This window comes from Kitasatospora sp. NPDC101235 (assembly GCF_044767505.1).
Classification (GTDB): Bacteria; Actinomycetota; Actinomycetes; order Streptomycetales; family Streptomycetaceae; genus Kitasatospora.
Genome location: NZ_JBIWNZ010000004.1, coordinates 71427 through 95568, shown reverse-complemented (window position 1 = coordinate 95568; position 24142 = coordinate 71427). Strand labels below are relative to the sequence as shown.

Genomic DNA, 24142 nt, shown 5'->3' with positions numbered 1-24142 from the left:
AGGACGGCCACCATGCCCTGCCCACTCTGCGCCCAGCTCGTCGGCACCAACGACCAGTTCTGCCCCTCCTGCGGCACCCCCCGGAGCGCTGCCCTCGACCTGGCCGCCGAGGAGCGCAAGCTGGTCACGGTGGTCTTCTGCGACCTGGTCGACTCCACCGCCCTGTCCGGCGCGCTCGACCCGGAGACCCTGCGCGAGGTGATCCTGCGCTACTTCGAGCGGATGCACCGCCGGATCGAGGCGCACGGCGGCACCCTGGAGAAGTTCATCGGGGACGCCGTGATGGCCGTCTTCGGCGTCCCGGTGATCCGCGAGGACGACGCCCACCGGGCGCTGGCCGCCGCGCTCGCCATGCTGGAGGACCTGGAGGACCTCAACACCGAGCTGGACGCCACCCTCGGGGTCCGCCTGGATGTCCGGATCGGCGTCAACACCGGCCAGGTGGTGGCGGGTTCGGACGCCTCGGCGCGCCAGGCGCTGATCTCCGGCGAGACCGTGAACATCGCCGCCCGGCTGCAGACCCAGGCCGCGCCCGGCCAGGTGCTGATCGGCCCGCAGACGTTGCGCGCGGCCGGCCCGGCCGCCCAGGTGGACGAGGTCGGCCCGCTGCGTCTCAAGGGCAAGGCCGAGCCGGTCACCGCCTACCGCCTGCTCGGCCTGGACGAGGACGACCCGGAGCTGCTGCGCCGCTTCGACGTCCCGCTGGTCGGCCGGGAGCGCGAACTGGCCCAGCTGGACGCCGCGTTGGCCCGGGTAGCGGGCGGCCAGGGGGCCGAGCTGCTGCTGGTGGCCGGCGAGGCGGGCATCGGCAAGACCCGGCTGGTGCGCGAGTGGCGCGAGCGGGTCGGCCGGCGCACCGCGCGCTGCGGCACCGCCCGCTGCCGCAGCTTCGGCGAGCAGGGCGTGCTGGCGCCGCTCGCCGAGGCGGTCCGGACCCTGCTGGACGAGCCCGAGGGTGCCGCCCCCGCCGAGGCGCTGGCACGGCTGGACGAGGCGACGGCGCCGGGCCTCGACGCCCGCCGCTCGCTGGAGCTGCTGGCCGCGATCCTGCGCGGCCGCACCGTCGAACGCCCGGCCGTCCTGGTCCTGGACGACTGCCAGTGGGCCGGCCCGGTGCTGCTGGACGCCGCCGAGTGGCTGACGGCCGAACTCGGCGCCGCCCCCGTACTGCTGCTCTGCCTGGCCCGCCCCGAGCTCCCGGCGGCCCGTCCGGAGCTGCCGACGCTGCCGGTCGGCGGCCTGTCCTGGGACGAATCCGCCCTGCTGGCCGCCCAGTTGACCGAACTGAGCGCCCACCAGGACGCGGTGCCCACCCGGCTGCTGGAGCGCGCCGAGGGCAACCCGCTGCACCTGGAGGAGCTGCTGGCCGCCCTCACCGAGGCCGAGGGTCCCGCCCTGGCCGACGAACTGCCGCCCACCGGACGGGCGTTGCTCAGCGCCCAGATCGACGGGCTGGAGCGCGACGAGCGCGCCACCCTCGACCTCGCCGCCGTCCTCGGCCGCGCCTTCACCGCCGCCGAACTCGCCGAACTCGCCCACGGCGGCAGCGACCAGGACGCCTTCGCGGACCCGCAGGACGACGTCTTCACCGGCCCGATCGACGGCCTGCCGGCCGACCCGTCCGCCGGGGGCGACGACACCCCGCCGCGGCTGCACGCCGCGCTGGCCCGGCTGGCCGAGCTGCGGCTGGTCGAACCGACCGGCACCGGTTACCGGTTCAGCAGCGGTCTGGTCCAGGAGTCGGTCTACCAGTCGATGTCCAAGCGGGCCCGCGCCGAACGCCACGAACGCGCCGCCGGCCTGCCGGCCGTCCGCTCCACCGGGGACGCCGCCGTCGGCGGCCACCTGGAGCGCGCCCACCGCTACCGGCTCGAACTCGGCCTGCTGGACACCCGCACCGACGTGCTGCGCACCCGCGCGGCCGCCGCCCTCGGCGCCGCAGGGGCCGGCGCGCTGGCCCGCGCCGACCTGCCCGCCGCCACCGACCTGCTGGAGCGCGCCGTCCGGCTGCACTACCCGGGCGAGCGCGCCGCCGGCCCCGCGCTGCGCCGCCTCGGCGAGGCCCGGCTGGCGCTCGGCCGCTCCGAGGAGGCGCTGCCCGTCCTCGCCCAGGTACGGGACGCGGCCGCCGACCCGCTGGACGCCGCGCACGCCCGGCTCACCCTGGCCGCCCGCGGCCTGCCGCCCGGCCAGGACCAGCCCGCCGCGACCGCCCGCGCCGTGCTGCCGTTGTTCACCGACAGCGGGGACGACCTAGGCCGGGCCCGGGCCGGGCTGCGGCTGGCCGAGGAGCACCTGCTGGCCGGCCGGCACACCGAGGCCGAGCAGCTGCTGGACCAGGCGCTCGACCAGGTCTCGCGCACCGACGCCGAGCTGGACCGGGCCGCCGTGCTGGCCGCGCTGGCCGCCTCGCTGCTGGCCGGCTCCGAGCCCGTCCCGAACGCGACCTTCCGGCTGCGCGCCCTGCTCGCCGAGCACGGCACCGGCCGGCGGACCGTCCGGGTCGCGCTGAACGGCCCGCTGGCCGTGCTGCTGGCGCTGCGCGACCGCCCCGAGGAGGCCGAGCTGCTGCTCGCCGAGGCGAACGGCCTGGCCGGGGAGCTGTCGCTGGCCGAGGCGATGGTCGCGCTGCCCGCGCTGACCGCCCAGGCGGCGGCCGCGCTCGGGCAGAGCGGCCAGGCGCTGGACCTGCTCGCCGACGCCGCCGAGATCGCCCGCCACCAGGGCAGCGCCGCCCCGCTGCCGCGCCTCGCCCTGACCACCGCCCGGGTCCTGCTGGACACCGACCGCCCGGCCCAGGCCGCCCGCCACCTGGACGGCGCGGACGCCGTCGCCCCGCTGCCCCCGGTGCTCGCGGTCGAGCTGGACGCGCTGCGCGGCCGGCTCGCCGCCGCCCGGGGCGAGGCCGCACCGGCGCTGGACCTGACCGCCGCCGCCCTGGCCGCCGCCGAGGCCACCGAGTCGCTGCTGCTCCAGGCGCTGACCGCGCTCGACCGGGCGCACGCCCTGCTGCTGCTCGACCGCCCCGCCGAGGCCGCGGTGGCCGCCGCCACCGCCCGGGACCGGTTCGCCGCCAAGGGCCACCTGCCGGGCGTGCGGCGCGCCGAGCGGCTCGGAGGCACCCGGTGAGCGGCCGGGCCGGCCTCACCTGGAGCCTGCGCGACCGCACCCCCGCCGAGCTCCCGGTGCTCGCCGACCGCCTCGCCGACGGCAGCGACGGCACCGGCAAGGGCGTGCGGGTCTGCGTGGTCGACTCCGGGGTCGAGCCCGACCACCCACTGGTCGGGCCCCTGCAGGGCTCCTGGGCGGTGGTCAAGGACCCGGTCACCCGGGAGCTCACCGTCCGCCCCGACACCGCCGGCGACACCTGCGGGCACGGCACCGCCTGCGCGGGCATCATCCGCCGCACCGCCCCGGACTGCGAGCTCTACAGCGTCCGGGTCCTCGGCGAGCGCTTCACCGGCACCGGCGACATGCTGATCGCCGGTCTGCGCTGGGCCGTCGGGCAGGGCTTCGACGTGGTCAACCTGAGCCTCTCCACCACCCGGGCCCGCTTCCTGGAGGAGCTGCACGCGATCGCCGACGACGCCTTCTTCGCCCGCACCGCGATCGTCGCCTCCGCCCACAACACCCCGGTGGAGAGCTACCCGTGGCGGTTCTCCTCGGTCATCTCGGTGGGCAGCCACCAGGAGGACGATTCGGAGCTGCACCTGTACAACCCGGCGCCCCCGGTGGAGTTCTTCGCCCCCGGCCAGAACGTCCGGGTGCCCTGGCTCGGCGGCGCCACCATCCGCACCACCGGCAACAGCTTCGCGACCCCGTACGTGGCCGGGCTCTGTGCCCGCATCCTGTCCCGGCGGCCGCGGCTGACGACCTTCCAGCTGAAGAGCGCGCTCTACCTCACCGCGGCCAACGTCCAGGTCCCTTCCACCCCCACCCCGGAGGCGCCCGATGACCCTCAGCACTGACCCCGCCGTCGATCCACTGGCCCGCGAGCTGCTCCAGTCCGTGGTGGACGTCGCCCGGGCGATCTTCGACGCCCAGGCCGGCTCGGTGTGCCTGCTCGACGAGGAGGCCGGGGAGCTGGTCTTCCAGGCCGTCTCCGGGCGCGGCGAGGAGTCGCTGGTGGGCCGCCGGTTCCCGGCCGGCCGGGGGATCGCCGGCTGGGTGGCCGCCTCGGGCGAACCGATGGTGGTGGACGACCTGGGCGCCAACCGCACCTTCGACCGGGACTTCGCCGAGTCCACCGCGTACGTCCCGACCGCCCTGATGGCCGCGCCGCTCACCCACGGCAGCCGGGTGCTCGGCGTCCTGGAGGTGCTGGACCCGGCCCCACGGGCCCGGGCCGGCCTGCCCGAGCTGGACCTGCTGGCCATGTTCGCCCGCCAGGCCGCCGCCGCCCTGCGGGTGATCGCCGAGCGCTCCCCCGTCCCGGAGCCGGTCCCGGACCGGGCCGCCGCCCTCGGCCTGCTCGCCGACCTGGAGGAGCTGCTGCGCCGTCAGCCCTGAGCATCCAGCCTGGCGATCTGCCCGCGCTCCAGCGCGGCGTACACCGTGCCGTCCGGGGCGACGGCGATGCCGTGCGGCTCGGCGCCCTCGCCCGGGACCGGGTGGCCGTCGAGCCGCCCGTCCGGGGTGAGCACCCCGATCCGGCCGGCGCCCCACTCGGTGAACCAGAGCCGGCCGTCCGGCCTGGCCGCGATCGCGTGCGGCCTGGCCGAGCGGTCGGCCAGCGGGTACTCCGCCACCTTCCCGTCCACGGTGATCCGCCCGACCAGCCCGCCGCCGATGCCGACGTACCAGAGCGCGCCGTCCGCCCCGGCGGTGATCCCGACCGGCCCGGTGCCCTCGGTGGGCAGCCGGTGGACGGTCACCTCGCCGTCCGTACCGACCCTCGCCACCGCGTCCGCCTTGTGGAGCGTGCACCACAGCGCGCCGTCCGGGCCCGCGGTGATCAGTGACGGGAAGGCCCCGGCGATCGGCAGCGGGTACTCCGTCACCCGGCCGTCGACGGTGATCCGCCCGACCCGGTCCGCGTTCAACTCGGTGAACCAGAGCGCACCGTCCGGCCCGGCCGCGATCCCGTACGGCCCGGCGTTCTCCGTCGGCAGCCCGAACGAGCCCGCCTCCCCGTCGGCCGCGATCCGCCCGATCCGGTGGTCCCGCATCCGGCTGAACCACAGCGCCCCGTCCGGCCCCGCCGCGATCACCGCCGGCCCGCACTCCGGAGCACCGAGGTCGTGGCGTTCCACCGTCCCGTCCGGGCCCAGCCGCCCGACCTCCCCGCTGTGCACCAGCGTGAACCAGACACCCCCGTCGGGCCCCACGGCCACCCCGTACGGCCCGGCCCCCGCCTCGGCGACCTCGATCAGTTCCATGCGACCCCTCCCAGGCACTATCGCGACTCGCGTCGCTTTAGTGATCCTCGCATGCCGCCCCCATCCCGGCAACCCGATTCGGCGTCATGACACCGCGCCTCCCCGGTGTCCCCCGCCCGCGCTCCGGACCGCCCGGACTGCCGGGCCCGTCCTACTCCCCCGCCTCCGTCGCCCGCCCCGGGTCACCGCGCAGGACGGAGACGACGCCCATCCCGGCGGCACAGACCGGGACGGCGAGCAGGGCGCCGATGATCCCGGCGATCCCGGCGCCGGCCACCACGGCGACCATGATGGTGGCCGGATGCAACTCGACCGTCCGGCTCTGGATGACCGGCTGGAGGATGTTGCCCTCGATCATCTGCACCGCGAGCACCACGCCGAGGGCCCACAGGCCGGTGCCGAGGCCACCGTCGGCGAGGGCCACCAGGACGGCCGCCGAGCCGGACAGGAAGGCGCCGACGAACGGGATGTACGCACCCATGAAGACCAGTGCGCCCAGCCCGGGCGCGCCCGGCACCCCGAGGGCGAGCAGGCCGATGGTGATGAAGCCCGCGTCGATCAGGGCGATCAGGGTGGTGCCGCGCATGTACCCGGCCATCGCGTCGAAGGCCCGCTCGGCACAGGCGATCACGGTCGTGGCGCTGCGCTCGGACAGGTAGGAGCGGATGGCGTCGCCGGTACGGTGGCCGTCCCGGAGGAAGAAGAACACCAGGGCGAGCGCCAGCACCCCGCCGGTGACCAGCTGGGTGAGCAGGCCGAGCCCCGAGAGCACGCCGTTGGTGAGGGCGGAGAGCAGCGAATTGGTCTCGCCCTTGGCGTTGCTCAGCGCGTGCTGGATCTTCGCCCCGAACGGGCCGAGCCAGACGGACAACCGCCGCCCGGCCTCCGGGAGCGAGGCGGCGATCTGCGGGGCGCTGTGCACCAGGGAGTTGACCAGCAGGGAGATCACCCCGCCGACCGCGGCGACCAGCACCGTGCAGGTCAGCCCGGCGGCCAGGCCCCGTCCGACGCCCCGGCGCACCAGCCAGGGCACCACCGGGTAGAGCAGCGAGGTCCCGAGCAGCGCCAGGACGAACGGCACGGTCGCGGCCCGCAGTTCGACCAGCGCGAAGACCACCAGCGAGGCGACGGCGATCAGCAGGATCACCGCCGCCGACCAGGCCGCCGCCTGCCGCAGCCCGGGCGGCAGCATCAGGTACGGCCTGCGCCGGTCCGACTGCCGTTGCTCGCCGGGCGCGCGCTCCACGGACACGGCCACCTCCGCCGGGGGTCGTCGATGATTCCGAACCGCCCCAGCTCAACAGAGGTTCCGACGGGCCGCCCGCCGGACCGGCCGCGAGCACCCGAACGAGCTACTCGGGCGCCTCGAACCGCACCGCGCCCTCGTCACCTGCCCCCGCGAAGGCCAGCACCCGCTCCGCCTCGGCCTCCGCCGCCTGCCGGTCGGCCCGGCGCAGCGGCGCGAAGGGAACGACGGCCACCTCCCGCTCGCCGGTCAGCCGCCAGGTCCCGGCGACCAGCCCGTCCACCAGCAGCGTCCCGTGCACGATGCCGTTCTGGGTCATCACCCGGCCCCGGTGCTCCTCGGGCAGCACCCGGGTGCGGTCCGCGTGCGAGAGCAGCAGGTTGTCGAACGGGGCGACCAGCCGTACCGGCGCCGGGGTGTCCGCGTCCGGACGGGGCGCCTCGGGCAGGTCGTACAGCTGCCGGCCCTGCTCGTCCCGGAGGGCCAGCAGCCGCGGTGCGAGCCGCCGCAGCACCGGGGCGAGGCCGGCCAGGCCGCACCACTTGCGCAGGTCGGCCGCGGAGGCCGGGCCGAAGGCGGCGAGGTAGCGCAGCACCAGGTCGTCCGGGCTGGGCGACGGGTCGAGCGGGCGGCCGAGCCAGGCCTCGGCGGTGGTGTGGGCGGCAGGGCCGCCGCGCCCCCACAGCCCGCGCGGCGGGACCTGCACCAGTGGCAGCCGGCAGCGGGCGGCCTGGGCGAGGGCGGCCGGGTCGCGGTCCGGGCGGCCGGCGGCGAGCAGCGCGCCGAGCTGCTGGAAGGTGCGCGGCTCCTCCTCCACCAGGGTGCGGGCCTCGGCGGCGAGCGCGTCCAGGTCCAGCCCGGTGAGCCGTTTGCCGTACGTGGTCCGCAGTGCCTGGTCCAGCATCGGCTGGAGCAGCGGGCGCAGCGTCAGGCAGTCCTCGGCGGTGACCAGGTGGATGGTGCCGCGCTGGAGGGCGATCCGGACCACCGCCCGCTGTTCGATCAGCGCGCTCAGCTGCTCGGGCGCGAAGCCGTCGAGCCGGGCGAGCAGGCCGAGGTAGGGCGGCTGGGGTGCGGCCTGGGCCTGGAGCCCGCCGAGGTGGTGGATCAGCGCGGCGGGTGCCAGGTCGGTGCGGGCGAGGAGGTGCTGACGGGCCAGCAGCGCCCGGCCCAGCGCCCGCTGCCCGAGGACCGGTCCCGGTGCGGGCACGCTCACCGGCGGCCGTCCAGCACCGAGCGCAGGACGCCGACCCGGTTGGAGGTGATGGAGGCGACCCCGGTGTCGCGCAGTCGGCGCATGGTGCGGCGCAGGTCGGCGGTCCAGGTGGAGACGGCGAGCCCTTCGTCCGCCGCGGCGGCGGTGAACTCGGTGGTGACCAGGCCGAACGGCGGGTTGAGGTAGCGCGGGCGCAGGTCGTCCAGCAGGGCGCGCACGGGCATCCGGGGCTGCTTCCAGGTGAGCGCGATCTCGGCGTCCGGGCTCAGCTCGCGCACCGCGAGCATGGCGCCGACGGGGCCGCAGAAGGCGACCGCCCGTTCGGCGCCGAGCCCGGTGACCACCGACCAGGTGACGGCGGCCGGCCCGGGGTCGTCCAGGTCGATCAGCAGCCGGCGGCCCTCGACGGCGGCCACCGCCTTGACCGCCTCGGCCAGGGTGGGGACGGCGAGCGGGCCCCCTCGCAGCTCCTCCAGCTGTTCGGCGGTGACCCGGTCGATCGGGCGCGGGTCGCCCCAGAGCCGCTCCAGGGTGCGGTCGTGCAGCAGGACGGGCACCCGGTCGCGGGTGAGCCGGACGTCCACCTCGACGGCGTCGGCCCCGGCGGCCAGCGCGGACTCGACGGAGGGCAGGGTGTTCTCGCGGAAGCGGTACGGGTCGCCGCGGTGGGCGACGGCGAGCGGCTTGGCGACGGCGTTCATCGGATCCTTCCGGCGAGCCAGGGGGTGAGGCTGTGGACGCCGATGCCCTCGCGGTAGCTCGGCTCCCCCGGGACGGTGACGATCAGCGTGGTGGACGGTGGGAAGGTGCGCGCCTTGACGTGCACGAGGTCGGACCAGACGGCGTTCAGGAAACCGGGGACGCGGTCGCGGTCGACGTCGAAGGCGATGCCCTCGACGGTCACGGTGACCTCGTCGTGGGTGAACAGCCGGACGGTGACGGCGGGGCGGCCGTCGAACTCCAGCAGCGCCTCGTGCGGGATGGCGCCCGACTCCCCGTCGAGTTCGTCGCCTGGGCGGTCGGGGCCGACCAGCCCGGCGAAGGTCTGGTCGCGGCCGATGTCGTGCTGGGCGCGGACGGTGCGGCCGTGCCGGGCGGCCACGGCCTCGATCGCGAGCACGGCGCTCTGGGTGGTCGGCAGGTGCGGCGGTGGCATCCGGGCCTCTCGTTCGGTTCCGGGACTCGTGAGGGGAGCGTCAGCGCCGCTCGATCATCACATTGGTGGACTTGATGACCGCCGTGGCGGGTGCACCGGGGACCAGGTTCAGCTCCTCCGCCGACTCCCGGCTGATCAGCGACACCACCCGGAAGGGCCCGGCCTGGATCTCCACCTGCGCGGCCACGTCGCCGAGCACCACGCCGGTGACGATCCCCGGGAAGCGGTTGCGGGCCGAGGACGGCCGGCCCTCCGCCTCGGCGTTCTCCGGCCGGGCCAGCTCCCGGGCGAAGGCGGCGAGCTCGGCACCCGGGATGATCCGGTGCCCGTACTCGTCCCGCACGGCGGCGACCCGCCCGGCGTCCACCCAGCGCCGCATGGTGTCGGCGCTGACGCCGAGCAGCGCCGCGGCCTCGCCGATGCGGTACGGGTTGGCCGGCACCTCGGGCTGGCCCATGTGCGTCTCCTGACGGTGGTTCGAGATCCGGAGGCAGGTGCCCCCTTGCGCCATCCTGCCGTACCAACGGCCCGGGTGAGGACCCGAGGGCTGCCGCCACGGCCCGCCGCCGCTACGGCTCGCCGAAGAGGTCGCGCCGCACCGCGTCCCCGGCGGTGAGCACCGCCCCGGCGAGCACCGCGCCACCGCCCGCCGTGCCGGCCCGCACCTCGGTGCTCAACGGGGACAGCCGGGCCAGCCGCCGCTCGACCCGGCCGGCCAGCCCGGGCCCGCCGGCCCGGCCGATCTCGCCGCCGAGCACCACGCAGCCGGGGTCCAGCACCACGCAGACGCCCGCCGCGCCGATCGCGATCCGCTCGGCCAGTTCGTCCAGGAAGGCCTCGCCCGCCGCGCCGGCCGCCAGGGCGGCCCGTACGGCGGCCTCGGCAGCGGCGGCGTCCCCCGCCGGGTCGGCAGGCAGCCCGTGGGCGCGGGCCAGCGCGCAGATCGCGGCGCTGCCGACCAGGCCGTGGAATCCGCCCTCGCAGCTGTCTGCGCTGGGCAGGCCGACGGTGCCGGGGACGGGCAGGAAGCAGATCTCGCCGGTGCCGCCGGAGAAGCCCCGGCGCAGCCGCCCGTCCAGGATCACGGCGGCGCCGACGCTGTGGCCCAGCCAGAGCAGCACGAAGGTGTCGCGGTCGCGCGCGGCACCGACCCGGTACTCGGCCCGCCCGGCCAGGTTCACCTCGTTCTCCAGGATCACCTCGGTGCCGGGCAGCTGCCGCAGCGCGGCGAGGAGTTCGGCGTGCCAGCCGGGGAGCTTGCCGGTGCTCTGCAGCCTCCCGGTGGCCGGGTCGACCAGCCCGGGGGCGCCGACCGCGACGGTGTGCAGCCGCTCGACGCCGGCGCCGCGCGCGGCCTCCAGCAGGGTGGCCACGATCGCCCCGGCGGTGTCCGGCCCGCCGTCGCCCTCGACCGGGACCTCGGCGACGGCGAGGCTGCGCCCGGCCAGGTCGGCGACGACCAGGCTGACGCCGCCGGAGCGGACGTCGAAGGCGGCGAGGTGGGCCCGGGAGGCGACCAGTGCGTAGAGCCGGGCGTTGGGGCCGCGCCGCTGTTCGCCGCGCTCGCCGACGACAGCCACCAGGCCGGTGCGCTGGAGGCGTTCGAGCAGGTCGGCGACGGTCGGCCGGGACAGGCCGGTGAGGTCGCGCAGCTCGGTCGCGGTCAGGGGGCCCTGTTCGAGCAGGAGGTTGAGCGCCAGCCGGTCGTTGATCGCCCGGGCGGTGCTCGGCGTGGCCGTACGCGCGGTGGTCATGGCAGCTCATCCTTCCAGAGTGTTTCTATCAGGGTCCCTTCCTGATAATTTATCGAACCGTCCGGACGACCAGCCGGTCGGCCCGGCCGCCGGACGGCCGTCCCCGCCGCGCGGGCCGGACGCACCACATGCTGCTTGACTGCCGACAGGGCCACCCACAGGGCACGTCGCGCCCACACCGCGCGACGGGGAGGGAACACCCCATGAGCGGAACCACCGCACCACCACCGCCGGAGCCGCTGACCGCACCGCGCCGGGCCCGGGCGAGCATCGCCCTGGTCTTCTGCGTGCACGGGGCCGTCAGCGGCAGCTTCGTCACCCGCATCCCGTGGATCCAGGACCGCCTCCACCTCTCCGCCGGCCAGCTCGGCCTGGCCCTGGTCATGCCCGCCATCGGCTCCTCCCTCGCCATGCCGCTGGCCGGCCGCTTCGTGCACCGCTACGGCGGCCGGGCCGCGGTGCGCGGGCTGATCTCGCTCTGGTGCCTGGCCCTCGCCCTGCCCGCGCTCGCCCCCTCGCTGCCGGTGCTGTGCGCGGCACTGCTGGTGTACGGCGCCACGGCCGGGATGGCGGACGTCGCGATGAACGCCCAGGGCGTGGAGATCGAGGAGCGGCTCGGCCGCTCGATCATGTCCGGCCTGCACGGGATGTGGAGCGCGGGCGGCCTGCTGGCCTCCGCATTCGGCATCCTCGCCGCCCACCTGGACCTCGACGCCCGGCTCCAGCTGGCCGTCACCGCGCTTGTCCTGCTCGCGCTCGCCCAGCCCGTCTGCCGCGGCCTGCCCGACATCCGGGCGCACGAGGGCGCGGAGGAGCCGCCGCGGTTCGCATTGCCGCCGCGCAGCTCGCTGGTGATCGGGCTGGTCGGCTTCTGCGCGGTCTTCGCCGAGGGCGCCTCGATGGACTGGAGCGGCGTCTACCTGCGGGACGTCACCGGCGCCTCGGCCACCGTCGCCGCCGCCTCGTACACCGCCTTCTCGCTCACCATGGCGGTCAGCCGGCTCGCCGGGGACGCGGCGATCCGCCGCCTCGGTGCCGTCCGCACCACCCGCATCGGCGGCGCCGTCGCCACCGTCGGCGGCCTGCTGGTGGTCGCCGCCGACAGCCCGGCACTGGCCATCCCCGGATTCGCCCTCATCGGCGTCGGCATCGCGGTGATCGTCCCGCTCGCCTTCGCCGCGGCCGGCCGGATCGGCACCAACCCCAGCCAGGCCATCGCGGGCGTCGCCACCGTCACCTACACGTCCGGACTGATCGCACCCGCGGTCATCGGCGCCCTCGCCCAGGCCACCTCGCTGACCGTCTCCTTCGGACTGGTCACCGCACTCGCCTTCGCCCTGCTGCTGAGCGCCGGGGCGCTGCGGCTGACCGAACGGAATTCCGGCGGCGAAAACGTGACCGCAACGTCACCGGAAAAGCCTTCCGGAAAAGATCTCTCCACGATATGATGCTGAATTCCCGAGGGAATTCCCCGCTAAAGTCTCGAACCGCCGGGCGCGACCGCGCCCGGCGGTTTTCGCGCTCCGCGAGAGGGATTCCCCGTGTGCTACGACCCGGACGCCGCCCCGCCCGCCTTCAGCCCCGCCCTGTGGCCGCCGGCCGAGGCCTCCCCCCTCACCCTGACCTCGGCCGACGGCACCCGGTTCGGCGCCTTCCTGGCCCGCCCGGAGGTCGCCACCGGACCGGGCGTGCTCCTCCTGCCGGACAACAAGGGCCTGTCCCCGTTCTACCGGCAGACCGCCGCCCGGCTCGCCGAACAGGGCCACCCGGCCCTCGTCCTCGACTATTACGGCCGCACCGCCGGAGCCTCCCCGGAAAAACGCCCGGCAGAATTCGGCGAACTGCCGAACCTGCTTCCCCACCTCCTCGCGCTCACCCCCGAGGGCCTGGACGCCGACATCACCGCCGCACTGGAACGGCTGCGCGCCGACGGGCCCGACGAGGTGGTCGCGCTCGGCTTCTGCTTCGGCGGCCGGCAGGCCTTCCGCACCGCCGCCCCGCGCTTCGGCCTGGCCGGCGCGGTCGGCTACTACGGCTACCCCGACGCCATCAACGGCGCCCCGGGGCCCACGCAGCTGGCCGGGGAGCTGACCGCCCCGATCCTCGCCTTCTGGGGCGGCGCCGACGAGCACATCCCGGCCGACACCGTCGCGGCCTTCGACGCGGCACTCACCGCGGCCGGCTGCCCCCACGAGTTCGTCGGCTATCCGGGCGCACCGCACAACTTCTTCGAGCTCGCCGCGGTCGACCACGCCGACGCGGCCCGGGACTCGTGGCAACGCCTGCTGGGATTCCTCGCCCGACCGAGGTGAACCCCGCTCCCGGAGGCCGGCCCGATGCCCGTCGACCCCGGGGGCGCGGGGACTCGCACGAGGCTCGGGCGGGGCTCGGGCGGGGCTCGGGCGGGGCAAGGCGCAGGGGGCGGTGCCCGTGGGGCCGACGCCCACTCCCCGACCGGGCCCGGGCAGTGGGCGGGGCTCGGGCACCGGTTAGGCTCGGGCGGTGCTCGAGCCCGATGCCGTTCCCGTGCCGCCCGCCGTACCGCAGACGTCCACCGTCGCGCCACGTTCTCCGTGGTGGCGGTTCGCGCTGCTGGTGGCGGTGCTCGCGGCGGCGGCCGGGTCACTGCTGCTGTGGAGCCCGACGGAGCTGCTGTCCGGCGGGCTGGCGGACCGGATGCCCGGGTACTGGTTCGGCCCGCTGTTCGCCCTGGTCTACGCGGTGGGGACGCTCGCCTTCGTGCCCCGGCCGGCACTGAACGCGGCGGCCGGGCTGCTGCTCGGCATCCAGCAGGGCGTGCTGCTGGCGGTGCTCGGCACCACGGTGGGCGCCGCCCTGGCCTTCGTGCTCGGCCGGGGCCTCGGCCGCGAGGCGCTGCGCCCGCACCTGCGCGGGAAGGTGCTCGGGGCGCTGGACCGGCGGTTCACCGAGCAGGGCTTCCGCAGTGTGCTGGTGCTGCGACTGCTGCCCGGCATGCCGTTCCAGGCGGCCAACTACGGCGCGGCCTTCTCCGGGGTCCGCTTCCTGCCCTTCGTCCTGGCCACCGCGATCGGCGTGGTACCGACCACCGCGGTGTACGTCACGGCGGCGGCCAGCGCGGGCCGACCGGGCTCGGCGGCCTTCCTGCTGTCGGCGGGGGTGATCGCGCTGCTGGCGCTGGGCAGCGTGGTGGGCCTCTGGCGGACGGCCCGGACCCGCCGCCGGGCGACGGCCGGCTGAACCGCTCCACGGGCCCGGAGCAAAATCGTTCGCGCCGGTTCGCCGCCGGGCGCCAGGATGGCGCGCATGACCGAACCGAACCCGCGGGTGGACCCGCCGATGACGGCCGACGAGGCCGTCACCCTGACCGCCTTCCTCGACTACCACCGCAGTACGCTCGCGCTCAAGTGCGAGGGCCTGACCGACGACCAGCTGCGGCTGCGCTCCGTCCCGCCGTCGAACCTCTCGCTGCTGGGCCTGGTCCGGCACATGGCCGAGGTGGAGCAGTACTGGTTCCGGTCCGTCCTGCTCGGCCAGGAGATCACCGCCGGGCACTTCTGGACCAAGGAGAACGAGGACGGCGACTTCGACGACATCGACACCGCCGACGTCGCGGCCGACTTCGCCACCTGGCACGCCGAGGTCGAGGCCGCCCGTCGCGCCGCCGCCGGCCTGCCGCTGGACACCGTCGGCAAGAAGCTGCGCCGCGGCGAGCCGGTGACGCTGCGCTGGATCCTCACCCACATGATCGAGGAGTACGCGCGACACAACGGCCACGCGGATCTTCTGCGCGAATCGGTCGACGGCGCGACCGGCGAGTGACGCGGCGGGTGAAATCGTTTCCGCATTGTTGACAGAAGGTCAATTACGCCGTGACCGCGACCGATAAGGTCAACGCGCGCAACCGTACGGCGCTGCGCCGCGTCAGTGGGAGTGCCCGGGTTCGCCCGGGTTTCCGGCGCGGCACGACTCGTACGGGGGTTGCGAGCGGGCACGGGACCGGTGAACAGTGCGATACTCGGACAGTTCCGACGAGTGGATGACGTGTCAAGAACGGCACGCGCCCCCGGGGGACCAGGACGGGACGAGGCAGGGAGGCGCGGCATGGGAGCACTTCGCGACGAGCACCACAACGGGTGGCTGATGCCCTCGGGGAACTACCCGGCCGCGGTGTACGACGACGAGTGGGTCGAGCAGGAGACGGCACCGGCCGCCCCCGCGCCCACGAAGATCGTCTCCCTGCGGCCGACGGGCTTCGAGGCGGCCCGGACGGTCGGTGAGCACATCCGGGCGAGCATCCCGGTGGTCATGGACCTCACCGAGATGGAGGAGGCCGAGGCCAAGCGCATGGTCGACTTCGCCTCCGGGCTGATCTTCGGCACCCGGGGCGGCATCGAGCGGATCGCCCGGAGGGTCTTCCTGCTCACCCCGGCCGACGTCGAGGTCATGGTGATCGACCGCCCGATGGACGACACCGGCTTCTACAACCAGAGCTGAGCCGCCGCCGCTGCCCCGCAGTGGCCGGGAGCGCGACACCCCGAGGACCGGGGACGGTACACCCACCGTCCCCGGTTTTTTGCTGCCCGAGCACTGAGAGCCCGAGCGTCATTTGAGAGCTCGAACACCAGAATGAGACATTGATGTCTCACATGAACTAAGCTCGATCCATGGCCACCGATCGCGACGCCGTCCTCGAAGCCGCCGTCGGCGTGCTCTCCCGCCGCCCGACCGCCCACCTGGACGAGATCGCGCGCGCCGCCGGCATCAGCCGCGCCACGCTGCACCGGCTCTTCCCGGGGCGCGACGCCCTGATCCGCGAGGTCGGTCTGCTCGGGCTGCGCCGGTTCGCCGCCGCACTGGACACCGCCGAGGTCGAACGGGGCGACGCCGAGGCCGCACTGCGCCGCCTGGTGGACGCCTCCGTCCCGGACGCCATGCTCTGCGCCTTCCTGGCCGGCGAGAACCAGCTCTACGAGCACGACGACATCAACGACCTCTGGGAGGTCCAGATCGCCCGGCTGCACGCGCTCTTCCTGCGCGGCCAGCAGCAGGGCGCGTTCCGCATCGAGCTGAGCGCCGCCTGGCTGAGCGAGGCCTTCTTCGACCTGGTGGCCGGCGTCGGCTGGTCCATCCAGGACGGTCGGCTCGCCCCGCGCGACGCCGCCTTCTCGCTCGCCGAGCTGTTCCTCGGCGGCGCGCTGCGCAGACCGGACACCCACACCCCCGTTCCCCCTGCCCACAGCACCTCCGACCACAGGCCGGACACCGATAAACCATGAACACCCTGACCGCCCGCCAGCGCTGGACCGGCCTCGCCGTCCTCGTCCTGGCCGTGACCGTGGTCGCCCTCGACGCGACCGTCCTCTCCCTCGCCATCCCGTCGATCAGCGAGACGCTGCGCCCCAGCGGCACCCAGCTGCTCTGGATCGGCGACTCCTACTCCTTCGTGCTGGCCGGCCTGCTGGTCAGCATGGGCGCCCTGAGCGACCGGATCGGCCGCAAGAAGCTGCTGCTGGCCGGGTCCGCCGCCTTCGGCGCCGCCTCCCTGCTGGCCGCCTACGCGCCGAGCCCCGGCTGGCTGATCCTGGCCCGCGCACTGCTCGGCGTGGCCGGGGCGACGATCATGCCCTCCACGCTGTCGCTGATCCGCAGTCTCTTCCCGGACGACCGGGAGCGGGCCACCGCGATCGGCATCTGGGGCGCGGCCGCCACCGCCGGCGCCGCCCTCGGACCGGTGGTCGGCGGGGTGCTGCTGGAGCACTTCTGGTGGGGTTCGGTGTTCCTGCTGAACATCCCGGTGCTGATCCTGCTGCTGGTGTCCGGCGCCTGGCTGCTGCCGGAGTCCAAGGACCCGAAGCCGGGCCACTGGGACGTGCTGAGCGTGCTGCTGTCGATGGTCGGCGTGATCGGCGTGGTGTACGCGATCAAGGAGGCCGCCGCGCACGGCCCGGACCGCTGGGACGTGCCGACCGCCTTCGTGCTGGGCGCCGCGGCGCTGTTCGTCTTCGTCCGCCGTCAGCTGCGGCTGGAGACCCCGCTGCTCGACGTCCGGCTGTTCCGCGACCGGCGGTTCACGGCGGCCGTCTCGGCCTCGCTGATCTCCCTGGTCGGGCTCTCCGGCGTGATCTTCGTGGTCTCGCAGTACCTCCAGCTGGTCCGCGGCTACCAGCCGCTCCAGGCGGGTCTGGCGGAGCTGCCGGCCTTCGCAGGCTCGGTGGTCGGCGGCCTGCTGACCGCCCTGATCGCCCGGCGCTTCGGCGCCCGCAAGACGCTGACGGTCTGCCTGCTGGCGATGGGTCTGGGCGTGGGCGTGCTCGGCTGGCTGGCCCAGGACACCGCCTACCTGCTGCTGGCCGCCTCCTTCCTGCTGGTCGGAACGGCCGAGGGCGTGGTCTACACGCTCGGCGCGGGCCTGGTGCTGAGCGCCGCGCCCGCCGACAAGGCCGGCGCCGCCTCGGCGGTCTCGGAGACGGCGTACGAGCTGGGCACCGCGCTCGGCATCGCGCTGGTGGGCTCGGTGGTCGGCTCGATCTACACGAGCGGGCTCTCGGTCCCGGCCGGGACCGACCCGGCGGCCGCCGCCCGGGCGGGCGAATCCCTGGGCGCGGCCGTCGAGACGGCGCAGGGCCTGCCGCCGGAGCTCGGCCACCCCTTGCTGGCGAGCGCCCGGGAGGCCTTCGTCCACGGCATGAACAACGCCGGACTGCTGGCCGCCGTCCTGCTGGTCGGTGCGGCCGTGATGGCCTGGTGGCTGCTGCGAGGGCTGTCCGACCCGAAGGCCGAGCCGGCGGCCGCGGCAGACGGCGTGGTCGACGCGCCGGCCGCGCAACCGAAGGTCGACGCGTAAGGGTGCACGAGAACGGCCGTTCCCCCGCGGGAACGGCCGTTCCCGTCTGCGGAACGATGGTTCTCTAGGCGGTCCCGAAGGGCAGCTCCAGCTCGGCCCAGACCACCTTGCCGTCCCGGGTGAGCCGGGTGCCCCAGCGCTGGGCCAGCTCGCTGACCAGGAACATGCCGCGCCCGCCCTCGTCCTGCTCGGCGAACGGGCGCAGCTGCGGGGTCTGGCCCCCGGCGTCGGAGACCTCCACGGTGAGCACCCGGTCGCGGAACAGCCGCAGCCTGCGCGGCGCGTCCGCGTGCAGCAGGGCGTTCGTGACCAGCTCGCTGACCAGCAGCTCCGCGTAGTCGGTGAGCGCCGACAGGCCCCAGGCCTCCAGGGTGGCGCGGGTGAAGCGGCGGGCCCTGCCGGGCAGCCTGCCTCCGCCGGACAGCGGCAGGGTGGCGATCCGGTCGGCGGGCAGCGGCAGCACCCGGGCCATGATCATCGCGATGTCGTCCTCGGTGCCGTCGGTGACCAGCGCCCCGAGGACGGCGTCGCAGCTCTCCTCCAGGGTCCGGCCGGGGCCGGCCAGGGTGCGGGCGAGCAGGTCGATCCCGGCGTCCAGGTCCTGGCCGCGCCGCTCGACCAGGCCGTCGGTGTAGAGCGCGACCATGCCGCCCTCGGGAATGGAGAACGCGATCGACTCGAAGGCCACCCCGCCGACGCCCAGCGGCACCCCGGGCGGCACCTCCACCCTGGCGGCGGTGCCGTCGGGGGCGACCCGGATCGGCGGCAGGTGCCCGGCCGAGGCGACCTGGACGGTGCGCTCCAGCGGGTCGTACACCGCACAGATGCAGGTGGCGAACTGGCCCTCGCCGATTCCCGAGGCGGTCTCGTCCAGTCGGGTGAGGACCTGCTCGGGCGGCATGTCGAGGGTGGCGAGGGTTCGGGCGACGGTACGCAGCTGGCCCATCGTGGCGGCGGCCCGGATGCCGTGGCCCATCACGTCGCCGACCACCAGGGCGACCCGCCCGCAGGACAGCGGTACCACGTCGAACCAGTCGCCGCCGACCTCGCTGACCACGCTGCTGGGCAGGTAGCGGTAGGCGATCTCCAGGCCGAGGGTGCGGTGCACCTCCTGCGGCAGCAGGCTGCGCTGGAGGGTGAGCGCGGTCTCCCGCTCGCGGCGGTAGAGCCGGGCGTTGTCGAGCGCCAGCGCGGTGCGGGCGACCAGTTCCTCGGCGAGGGCGACGTCGGCGGCGGTGAACGGCTCGGGGTTGCGCATACGGATGAACTCGGAGCCGCCGAGCACCATGCCCCGGGCGGTGATCGGCACCATCAGGTACGAGTGGATGCCCGCCGCCATCCCGGGGGCCACCCGGTCCTCACTGGAGACCAGTCCGCGCAGCACGTCCTCGTCCACGTTGGCGCGCAGCAGCGGCTTCCCGCTGCGCAGGCACTGGGTGTAGCTGCGGTCGGGAGCGTACTCAGAGGTCTCGCCGACCACGTCCACGGCGTGCGCGAGGCCGGTCTCGTAGGACTCCCCGACGGCGACGGCGCGCAGCGTGACGTTCCGGTCGGAGGGGATCACGGTGGGCTCGGCGCCGCGCAGCACCGGCTCCAGCAGGTCGACGGTGGCGAAGTCGGCGAACCTCGGGACGACGGCCTCGATCAGTTCCTCGGCGGTGCGCTGGAGGTCGAGGGTGGTGCCGATCCGGGCGGTCGCCTCGGCGATGGTGGCGAGCCGTTCCTGGGCACGGGCGGCGCGGGCCTCGGCCTGGAAGCGCTCGGTGACGTCGATGATCGAGGAACAGACCCCGAAGATCCGGCCGGTGGAGTCCGCCAGCCGGAAGTAGGAGGCCGACCAGGCACGGTCCCGCCTGGGATCGCCGGGGACCCGGCCGTGCGAGCGGGCGTCCACCACGGGCTTGCCGGTCTTCAGCACCTGGCGCATGATCTGCTCGATCTCGGTGCTGTTGATGCCGGGCAGCACCGCGGATATCCGGCGGCCGAGGTGGGCGGCGACCGGCACCCCGTTCATCCGGGCGAGCGCCTCGTTGATCCGGATGTAGCGCAGCTCGGTGTCGTAGACGGCCATACCGATCGGCGAGCGGCCGAAGATGCCGTCCAGTACCGCGAGGTCGGCCTCGACGGCGTGCAGGGCGCGGGTGTCGGAGGCGGTGGCGAGCAGCAGCAGGGTGCCGGCCGGGCCGGCGATCGGGTAGGTGCGGAACTCCAGGTCGACCTTGTGGCCGTCGCGGTGGCGCACCGGGAAGACGCCGGACCATCCGCTGCTGCCCATGATCCGCTGGAAGAGGCCGAGCACCTCGGAGCGGTCGGACTCGTCGGTGAGCAGCTGGGCGGCGTAGCTGCCGACGGCCTCCTCGGCGGAATAGCCGAGCAGGGCCTCGGCGTCCTCGCTCCAGTGCAGGATCAGTCCGTCGTCCTGGAGCAGCGCCGTCGCGAGCGGGACGAGCCGATGGCCTTCGGGGCGGGCGCCCTCGGGACGTGCCTCGGCATCGCCCGGTGCCGGGTCGGCGGCGGTCGCGTCCCACTCGTGTCCGTGCATGATCAGGCAGCACCCCGGTTCGGCTCGTGCCCGGCCGGGTGGGCCTCGCGGTCCGTGCCGGCCGGGGTTCTTCTCCAGACTGCACGGACATCGGCCGCCCGGCGACCCCTTGGTCAGGGGGTTTCCGGCCGCTCCGGGTGTACGGGCGTCATGGGCGTACCGGCCGCAGCGTACTCTCCAGAACGGCCGCCCACTGCCGGATCACTCCGGAACGTCGGTGACTGTCGTCGGTGAGCAGGTTGGCGAGGCCCAGTCCGCGGGCGAGGTCCAGCGTGGCCTGCACCGATTCGCGCACCCCGGGGCGGTTCTCGTCGGCGTCCAGGAACTCCACGGCGGCCCGGTGGGCCTCCCGTCCGACATGGCCCTCCAGGGCGATGATCCGCTCGCGCAGCGCCTCCTCGGTGGCGGCGGCGGTCCACAGGTGCAGGGCGGCGCGGAACAGCGGGCCGGTGTAGAGGCGCACGATCATGTCGACCACGGCCAGGGTGCGGTCCGGCCCGGCGGTCGGCAGCTCGTCCGCGTGGGCGCGGACGGCTGCCAGCCGCTCGGCGGTGACGTGCTCGACGGCCGCGGTGAAGAGGTCCTCGCGGGTCGGGAAGTGGTGCTGGGCCGCGCCCCGGGAGACCCCGGCCCGCTCGGCAACGACGGCGACGGTGGAGCCGTGCCAGCCGAGCTCGGCCAGGCAGTCCACGGCCGCCGCGAGCAGCCGGGCCCTGGTCGCTCGGCTGCGGTCCTGCTGCGGGGTGCGGGCGGCGGGGTGGCTGGTCATGGCGGCGGGCGGTTCCTGTTCCGGTCGGGGCGCGGCGGGTCCCCGTCGGGGCGCGACGGGAAGATCCTCACAGACGGGCGCCGGTCTTCGGCCGCCGGGGTGGGCCCCGGCCGGTCAGCGGACGGCGGCGCGCCCGGCCTCGCGGGCGCGCAGTTCACGGCGGAGGATCTTGCCGGCCGCGGACTTGGGGACGGCATCCACGAACTCCACCGCGCGGACCTTCTTGTACGGGGCGACGTGTCCGGCGACGTACCCGGTGACCTCCTCCGCGGTGAGGCCGCTGCCCGGGGCACGGACCACGAAGGCCTTGGGGCACTCGGTCCCCTCGGCGTCCGGGACCCCGATCACGGCGGCGTCGGTGATCTGCGGGTGGCCGAGCAGGACGGCCTCCAGCTCCGCGGGGGCCACCTGGTAGCCCTTGTACTTGATCAGCTCCTTGACCCGGTCGACGATGTGCAGGTAGCCGCGCTCGTCCACGAAGCCGACGTCGCCGGTGTGCAGCCAGCCCTCGGCGTCGACCACCGCCGCGGTCTCGGAGGGGCGGCCGAAGTAGCCCTTCATCACCTGCGGGCCGCGGATCAGCAGCTCGCCGCGCTCGCCGGGCCCGAGGTCGTCGTCGGAGCCGTCCAGGGCGGCGATCCGCAGCTCGGTGGAGGGGACCATCCGGCCGACCGAGCCGGGCGGCGGGTCGCCCTCGCGCGGGGAGACGACGTGGGTGACCGGGGAGAGCTCGGTCATGCCGTAGCCCTGGAGCAGGTGCGGCAGGCCCAGGCGACGGGCGCAGGCGTTGGCGAGTTCGTGGTCCAGTGGGGCGGCGGCGCACAGCAGGTACTCGACGGAGGAGAGGTCGTACTGCTCCACGATCGGGTGCCGGGCCAGCGCGAGGGCGATCGGCGGGGCGACCACCAGCGCCTGCACCCGGTGTTCCTGGACCGCGTGGCAGAACTGCTCCAGGTCGAAGCGGGGCAGCACGACCACGGTGGCGCCGCAGCGCAGCGGCTGGTTGAGCAGCGCGGCCAGTCCGTAGATGTGGAAGAACGGCAGGACGGCGAGCACCCGTTCGCCCTCGGCGGGGCGGTAGAGGGCGTCGCACTGGGCGAGGTTGGTGGCGATCGAGCGGTGGGTGAGCATCACGCCCTTGGGCAGGCCGGTGGTGCCGCTGGAGTACGGCAGCACGGCGATGTCCTCGCCGGGGTCGATGGCGACCTCGGGGGCGGGACCGGTGGCGGCCAGCAGGTCGGTGATCGAGCGGTGGCCCTCGGCGCCGTCCAGGACGACGATCTCGGCCAGCGGGCGGCCCTGTTCGGCGAGCAGTTCGGCAGCCGCACGGGCGGTCGGCAGGAAAGAGGAGACGGTGACCAGCCAGCGGGCGCCGCTGTCGCGCAGCTGGCCGGCCAGATCGACGGGCGTGGCGAAGGAGGAGACCGTGGTGACGGTGGCGCCTGCCCTGGTCGCGCCGTAGTAGGCCATCGGGTAGGTGGTCGAGTTGGGGCTGAAGAGGGCGACGACGTCACCGCGGCGCACGCCTGTCTCGGCCAGCCCGGCGGCCACCCGCTCGACGGCGGCGGCGAGTTGGGCGTAGCTGATGGTCTCGCCGGTGAGGCCGTCGATCAGGGCCGGCCGGTCGCCGTGCCTCTCCGCGGCGCCGAGCACCGCTTCGTGGATCGGCAGGTCGACCACGGGGACGTCGGGGAACTCGCTTCGGAACACCAAGGTGAGCCTCCAGTAAGGAAGTTGACGCAGCAACAAAACCGGTGCGCAATTCGGTGCGGGGCGCGTTCAGGAGCATACGGACAGTCAGGGGCCTGGCTCGGCCATTGTGGGGAACCGGGGGTGGAGCATGCGTGGCGCGGTCGGTCCCGGGGAGCGCCTGACAGCACCGCGAGGACCGGCGCACGGCGGTGCTCGCCGTGGACTCCGTCCGGGTGTTCCCGAAGCGGGACTTCCCGGACGCGCCGGTCCACGGCGCCACCGACCGCGCCGGGCCGCGGCCGGTCACCTGCGGCGGCAGGCTCGACCCGCCGCACCGGATGTCAGGACGACACCACGGCGTTCACTCACCTGAGTGCGGCTCGGTCACTCAGTACGACTTGGGCAGACCGAGGGTGTGCTGGGCCACGTAGTTGAGCACCATCTCGCGGCTGACCGGGGCGACCCGGCCGACCCGGGTGGCGGCCAGCAGCGCGCCCAGCCCGTACTCCTGGGTCAGACCGTTGCCGCCGAGGGTCTGCACCGCCTGGTCGACCGTACGGGCGGCGGCCTCGCCGGCGGCGTACTTGGCCATGTTGGCGGCCTCCCCGGCGGCGAGGTCCTCGCCCGCGTCGTAGAGCAGCCCGGCCTTCTGGGTCATCAGCCGGGCCAGCTCGATCTCCACCGCGCACTGGGCGAGCGGGTGGGCCAGGCCCTGGTGGGCTCCGATCGGGGTGGACCAGACGGTGCGGGTCTTCGCGTACTCGACCGCCTTGCCGAGGGCCTGGCGGGCGAGGCCGAGCGAGAAGGCGGCGGTGAGGATGCGCTCGGGGTTGAGGCCGGCGAAGAGCTGGAGCAGGCCCGCGTTCTCGTCGCCGACCAGGGCGTCGGCGGGCAGCCGGACGTCGTCCAGGAAGACCTGAAACTGCTTCTCCGGGGCGACGATCTCCATCGGGATCGCCCGGTACTCGAATCCGGGGGTCTCGCGCGGGACGACGAACAGGCAGGGCTTCAGCTTGCCGGTGCGCGCGTCCTCGGTGCGGGCCACGAACAGCACCGCGTCGGCGTGGTCGATGCCGGAGACGAAGACCTTGCGGCCGGTCAGCACCCAGTCGTCACCGTCCCGGCGGGCGACGGTGGAGATCCGGTGCGCGTTGGACCCGGCGTCCGGTTCGGTGATGCCGAAGGCCATCTTGCGACTGCCGTCGGCCAGGCCGGGCAGCCAGCGGCGCTTCTGCTCCTCGGTGCCGTAGCGGGCGATCACGGTACCGCAGATCGCCGGGGAGACGATGAGCAGCAGCAGCGGGCAGCCGGCGGTGCCGAGTTCCTCCAGGACGATGGCGAGGTCGGTGATGCCGCCGCCCCCGCCGCCGTACTCGGCGGGCAGGTTGACGCCGAGGTAGCCGGCCTTGCCGGCCTCCGCCCACAGTTCCTCGGCGGGCTCGCCGGCCCGGGCCTTGGCGAGGTAGTAGGCGGAGCCGTAGCGGCGGCCGAGGTCGCCGACGGCCCGGCGCAGGGTCTGGCGTTCGGGGGTCTCCAGGAGCTGACTGCCGATGCTGGACATTC

Annotated in this window: 21 protein-coding genes; 10 read left to right on the top strand and 11 right to left on the bottom strand. The window is 74.8% G+C overall.

Annotated features, from left to right (window positions below):
* Positions 1-12 precede the first annotated feature (12 nt).
* The 3 genes from ACIRRH_RS09175 to ACIRRH_RS09165 are packed head-to-tail and all read left to right on the top strand — an operon-like array spanning position 13 to position 4509.
* Positions 13-3129: an adenylate/guanylate cyclase domain-containing protein gene (locus ACIRRH_RS09175; RefSeq protein WP_403063938.1), complete on the top strand. Its 3117-nt coding sequence runs from the start codon at positions 13-15 to the stop codon at positions 3127-3129.
* Complete coding sequence (locus ACIRRH_RS09170; protein ID WP_403063935.1) at positions 3126-3968, top strand: S8 family peptidase; 843 nt, start codon at positions 3126-3128, stop codon at positions 3966-3968. The genes ACIRRH_RS09175 and ACIRRH_RS09170 overlap by 4 nt, the downstream gene beginning before the upstream one ends.
* Positions 3952-4509 (top strand): GAF domain-containing protein, encoded by a 558-nt coding sequence (locus ACIRRH_RS09165; protein ID WP_403063932.1) that lies wholly within the window; start codon positions 3952-3954, stop codon positions 4507-4509. The genes ACIRRH_RS09170 and ACIRRH_RS09165 overlap by 17 nt, the downstream gene beginning before the upstream one ends.
* On the opposite strand, the gene ACIRRH_RS09160 is transcribed toward ACIRRH_RS09165, so the two are convergent.
* The 7 genes from ACIRRH_RS09160 to ACIRRH_RS09130 all read right to left on the bottom strand — a co-directional run bounded on the left by ACIRRH_RS09160 (position 4500) and on the right by ACIRRH_RS09130 (position 10750).
* Positions 4500-5378, bottom strand: coding sequence for a virginiamycin B lyase (locus ACIRRH_RS09160; RefSeq protein WP_403063929.1), 879 nt, complete (start codon positions 5376-5378; stop codon positions 4500-4502). The two genes, ACIRRH_RS09165 and ACIRRH_RS09160, sit on opposite strands and share 10 nt — an antisense overlap.
* Positions 5379-5529: 151 nt before the next feature.
* Positions 5530-6630: an AI-2E family transporter gene (locus tag ACIRRH_RS09155; RefSeq protein WP_403063926.1), complete on the bottom strand. Its 1101-nt coding sequence runs from the start codon at positions 6628-6630 to the stop codon at positions 5530-5532.
* Between the two features lie 100 nt (positions 6631-6730).
* Positions 6731-7840: a winged helix DNA-binding domain-containing protein gene (locus ACIRRH_RS09150; protein ID WP_403063923.1), complete on the bottom strand. Its 1110-nt coding sequence runs from the start codon at positions 7838-7840 to the stop codon at positions 6731-6733.
* Positions 7837-8541, bottom strand: coding sequence for a glycerophosphodiester phosphodiesterase (locus ACIRRH_RS09145; RefSeq protein WP_403063920.1), 705 nt, complete (start codon positions 8539-8541; stop codon positions 7837-7839). Before ACIRRH_RS09145 ends, ACIRRH_RS09150 begins: the two co-directional genes overlap by 4 nt.
* Complete coding sequence (locus ACIRRH_RS09140; RefSeq protein ID WP_403063917.1) at positions 8538-8996, bottom strand: hypothetical protein; 459 nt, start codon at positions 8994-8996, stop codon at positions 8538-8540. The genes ACIRRH_RS09145 and ACIRRH_RS09140 overlap by 4 nt, the downstream gene beginning before the upstream one ends.
* 40 nt (positions 8997-9036) lie before the next feature.
* A complete protein-coding gene (locus tag ACIRRH_RS09135) occupies positions 9037-9453 on the bottom strand; it encodes a molybdopterin-binding protein (RefSeq protein ID WP_403063914.1) in 417 nt (138 codons plus the stop codon).
* Positions 9454-9565: 112 nt separating this feature from the next.
* Positions 9566-10750, bottom strand: coding sequence for an ROK family transcriptional regulator (locus ACIRRH_RS09130; RefSeq protein WP_403063911.1), 1185 nt, complete (start codon positions 10748-10750; stop codon positions 9566-9568).
* Between the two features lie 203 nt (positions 10751-10953).
* Between ACIRRH_RS09130 and ACIRRH_RS09125 the strand changes: the two genes are divergently transcribed.
* The 7 genes from ACIRRH_RS09125 (at position 10954) to ACIRRH_RS09095 (ending at position 17576) form a co-directional block, all read left to right on the top strand.
* Entirely contained in the window at positions 10954-12198 is a 1245-nt protein-coding gene (locus ACIRRH_RS09125) for an MFS transporter (RefSeq protein ID WP_403063908.1), read from the top strand.
* A 93-nt stretch (positions 12199-12291) separates the two neighbouring features.
* Positions 12292-13062: a dienelactone hydrolase family protein gene (locus ACIRRH_RS09120; RefSeq protein ID WP_403063905.1), complete on the top strand. Its 771-nt coding sequence runs from the start codon at positions 12292-12294 to the stop codon at positions 13060-13062.
* 190 nt (positions 13063-13252) lie between these two features.
* Complete coding sequence (locus ACIRRH_RS09115; RefSeq protein ID WP_403063902.1) at positions 13253-13969, top strand: TVP38/TMEM64 family protein; 717 nt, start codon at positions 13253-13255, stop codon at positions 13967-13969.
* A gap of 66 nt (positions 13970-14035) precedes the next feature.
* Entirely contained in the window at positions 14036-14551 is a 516-nt protein-coding gene (locus ACIRRH_RS09110; protein ID WP_403063899.1) for a DinB family protein, read from the top strand.
* Positions 14552-14833: 282 nt separating this feature from the next.
* On the top strand, positions 14834-15226 hold the full coding sequence (locus tag ACIRRH_RS09105; RefSeq protein ID WP_224275864.1) for a cell division protein SepF: 393 nt from the start codon (positions 14834-14836) through the stop codon (positions 15224-15226).
* 170 nt (positions 15227-15396) lie between these two features.
* Positions 15397-16008, top strand: coding sequence for a TetR/AcrR family transcriptional regulator (locus tag ACIRRH_RS09100; protein WP_403063896.1), 612 nt, complete (start codon positions 15397-15399; stop codon positions 16006-16008).
* The gene (locus ACIRRH_RS09095; RefSeq protein WP_403063893.1) at positions 16005-17576 is read left to right on the top strand and encodes an MFS transporter; all 1572 of its coding nucleotides are present in this window, start codon (positions 16005-16007) and stop codon (positions 17574-17576) included. The genes ACIRRH_RS09100 and ACIRRH_RS09095 overlap by 4 nt, the downstream gene beginning before the upstream one ends.
* 64 nt (positions 17577-17640) lie before the next feature.
* Here ACIRRH_RS09095 and ACIRRH_RS09090 read toward each other — a convergent pair whose 3' ends face one another.
* The 4 genes from ACIRRH_RS09090 to ACIRRH_RS09075 all read right to left on the bottom strand — a co-directional run bounded on the left by ACIRRH_RS09090 (position 17641) and on the right by ACIRRH_RS09075 (position 24140).
* On the bottom strand, positions 17641-20118 hold the full coding sequence (locus ACIRRH_RS09090; RefSeq protein WP_403063890.1) for a SpoIIE family protein phosphatase: 2478 nt from the start codon (positions 20116-20118) through the stop codon (positions 17641-17643).
* Between the two features lie 148 nt (positions 20119-20266).
* Positions 20267-20887 carry a TetR/AcrR family transcriptional regulator gene (locus tag ACIRRH_RS09085; protein WP_403063887.1) on the bottom strand — a complete coding sequence of 207 codons (621 nt, stop codon included), beginning with the start codon at positions 20885-20887 and terminating at the stop codon, positions 20267-20269.
* A gap of 114 nt (positions 20888-21001) precedes the next feature.
* Positions 21002-22600, bottom strand: a complete 1599-nt coding sequence (locus ACIRRH_RS09080; protein ID WP_403063884.1) for a 4-coumarate--CoA ligase family protein — start codon at positions 22598-22600, stop codon at positions 21002-21004.
* Between the two features lie 367 nt (positions 22601-22967).
* The gene (locus tag ACIRRH_RS09075; protein WP_403063881.1) at positions 22968-24140 is read right to left on the bottom strand and encodes an acyl-CoA dehydrogenase family protein; all 1173 of its coding nucleotides are present in this window, start codon (positions 24138-24140) and stop codon (positions 22968-22970) included.
* Positions 24141-24142: the final 2 nt, after the last annotated feature.